Source organism: Sandarakinorhabdus sp. (genome assembly GCF_032115815.1).
Taxonomy (GTDB): domain Bacteria; phylum Pseudomonadota; class Alphaproteobacteria; order Sphingomonadales; family Sphingomonadaceae; genus Sandarakinorhabdus.
On the sequence record NZ_JAUMBI010000046.1, the window covers coordinates 1 to 2,660 of the forward strand.

The window sequence follows — 2,660 nt, forward strand, 5'->3', positions numbered from 1 at the left end:
CCAACAACCTGGCCCTGGCGGATCACGTCGCCTTCCTTCACGTGGAAGCGGGTCATGTGGCCATAGCGGGTTTCGAGGCCATTGCCGTGATCGATCACGACCACCTTGCCATAGCCTGCCCACCAGCCGGCGCGGACAACGACACCATCGGCCGCAGCATGTATGGCGTCGCCGGTCTTGCCGGTCATGTCGATGCCGGCGTGGAAGGCGCCGCCGCCGTGGAACGGATCGGAACGATAGCCGAAATCCGACGACGGATCATAATGATTGACCGGCAGGAAGGCCGGGATGCGAGCGAAGGTGGCGGCGATGGCGGCCTGGCGCGCGGCGCTGGCCTGCAGATCGCGCACTTGCGGATCATTGGCGGCGATGAAGGGGCCGCCGGCATTACCGAGGAAGCGATCCGGGTTGAGGCCAAGGCGGCGCAGCACGGCTTCGGCGCGTGGGGTGCCGGCCGGGGCAGCGCCGATCAGCGCAGCAACGGGCTGGCCAGCGCGCGGCAGCATGCGGGCCAGGGTGGCGGCATCGGTGCGTTCGTTGGCCAGCGCCGCAAGGAAGGCGCGGCGGGCTTCGGCCATGCTGCTGGCCTTGTTGGTGGCGCTGTCGTCCAGCGTCATGGCCGAGACGGCGGAAACGGCGGAAATCGGGGCGGCGGAAGTCACATCATCGGCGGCGGCCGGAGCGGTTGCCACGAGGCCCAACAGGCCCAGTGCCGCCATCATCATCTTGCCGCTCAGAAATTGCATGACCCAGTGCGACCCTTCATCAGGCTGGGAACCCGGGCAAGCGAGGATTTCACACCGGAATCAGATTCCAGTGCCATCACCCAGCAAAACCACTGTCCCCTTTTGCCGCCGGTGAACCCGACTGACACTGGTTAATGAGCAGCCCCCGCCGGGCTGAACAATGGTTCATTCGCCGGGGAGCGGCCAACCGTTCGGCGCAGGCGATGAATTGTGACCTTTTCGTGCCACAAGCGTGAAACTCTGGCCAACGGCGGCCGTAGATACACTCATGGCAGCAGTTTGATCCGTCGGATGGGCCCCGGTCGGATCGCTGGTGCGCGAGGGTGCCGGCGGCGAATCAGGATCGATGGGGCGTCCCCTCCCCGCGATGATCCGGTCGCCGCCGGTTTTTCTCCCTCAGTGTTCGTACAAGTGGCGCAGCGTAGAAATCCTCAGGGCGTCTTCAGTTCAGGCCATCGCCTGTGCCGTGGCCAGAACGGCTTCGGCATGGCCGGGCACCTTCACCTTGGCCCAAACTTCGGCGATCTTGCCGTCGCGGCCGATCAGGAAGGTGGCGCGCTCGATCCCCATATACTTCTTGCCGTACATGGATTTTTCCACCCACGTGCCATAAGCCTCCGTCACGTCGCCGGGGTCGCTACCGAGCAGCACGGTCAGGCCATGCTTGGCGCGAAACTTGGCGTGACTGGCGACGCTGTCGCGCGAGACGCCCACCACCACCGTATCGGCGGCATCGAAATCGGCCTTGAGCGCCGAGAACGCCTTGCCTTCGTTGGTGCAGCCCGGCGTGTCGTCCTTGGGGTAGAAATAGAGCACCAGTTTCTTGCCGGCGAAATCAGTCAGGCTGATTGGGCCCGTGTCGCCATCCATCGTAAAGGCCGGGGCAGCAGTTCCGGGTTGCGGCATGCTCATCATTTGTCTCCTTCGCTGAACACCTCTGCCCATGCCATGCGCACCGCCTGTCTGGCGATGGCCAGTTGTTCGGTGAAGCCGGTGAAATTTGCCGCAGCCAGCGCCCGCGCAAGGATCGCCTGCACCGGTTCGGGCAGCGTATCGGGCACCCGGGCGCCGGCAAACAGCAGCCGCAGCCAGATCAGCGTACGCGCCAGGAAATCATGCGCTTGCCGAAGATCGGCCGGCAGCAATCCAGCGGCGATGAGCTCATCCAGCGCCACCGGCAGCTCCGGCGCCAGGCCCTGCCCGTTGGCCAGCTGACGAAAATGCACGATGAACTCCAGATCGACCATGCCGCCCGCGGCCAGCTTCACATCGAACCGGCCCTGCGGCGGCTTGGCAGCGGCCATGTCTGCCCGCATCGCCAGCACCGCCTTGCGCAAGGTTGGTACATCACGCGGGGCGGCCAGCACACCGGCAATCACCGCCTGTGCCGCTTCGGCCGGCCCGGCCACGACGCGGGCGCGGGTGAGCGCCATATGCTCCCAGCTTTCCGCTTCATCGCGCTGATAACGGGCGAAACTGTCCACCGAGAGCGCCAGATTGCCCTTCGCTCCCCATGGTCGCAGCCGCGTATCCACTTCGTACAGCGCACCGGCGGCGGTCGGTACCGAAAGCGCTGTCACCAGCCGTGCCGCCAGCCGGTTGAAATAGGTGGCGGCCGGCAACGGCTTGGCCCCATCCGACAGGGTTTCGTGGTGGCCGGTGAACAGGAACACCAGATCAAGATCGCTGGCGTGCGTCATCGCCCGGCCGCCGTGCCGGCCCAGCGCCAGCACCACCAGTTCGCCGCCCGGCACGCGACCATGGCTGCGGGCGAAATCCTCTGCCACTGCCGGCGCCAGATTCTGCACGGCGGCATCGGCCAGATCAGCCAGGCTGCGCCCCACGGCGAGCGCGCCAGCATGGCCCTCGATCAGCTGCGCGCCGAGCTGAAAGCGGATTTCCGCCGTCCAGCGC

The 2,660-nt window shown here is 66.1% G+C and carries 2 protein-coding genes and 1 pseudogene; all 3 read right to left on the reverse strand.

What is annotated here, in order from left to right:
* Positions 1-746: M23 family metallopeptidase (locus tag RT662_RS02400; protein ID WP_313668859.1), on the reverse strand; the 746-nt coding region annotated here is incomplete at its 3' end.
* 447 nt (positions 747-1,193) lie between these two features.
* On the reverse strand, positions 1,194-1,652 hold the full coding sequence (locus RT662_RS02405) for a peroxiredoxin (RefSeq protein WP_313668861.1): 459 nt from the start codon (positions 1,650-1,652) through the stop codon (positions 1,194-1,196).
* Positions 1,653-1,657: 5 nt separating this feature from the next.
* Positions 1,658-2,660: pseudogene (locus tag RT662_RS02410) on the reverse strand (glutamine-synthetase adenylyltransferase); the annotation flags it as partial.

Bases quoted from the DNA above. Each gene is read 5' to 3' on its own strand.
- RT662_RS02405 (WP_313668861.1), bottom strand. From the start codon at position 1,652: ATGCCGCAACCCGGAACTGCTGCCCCGGCCTTTACGATGGATGGCGAC.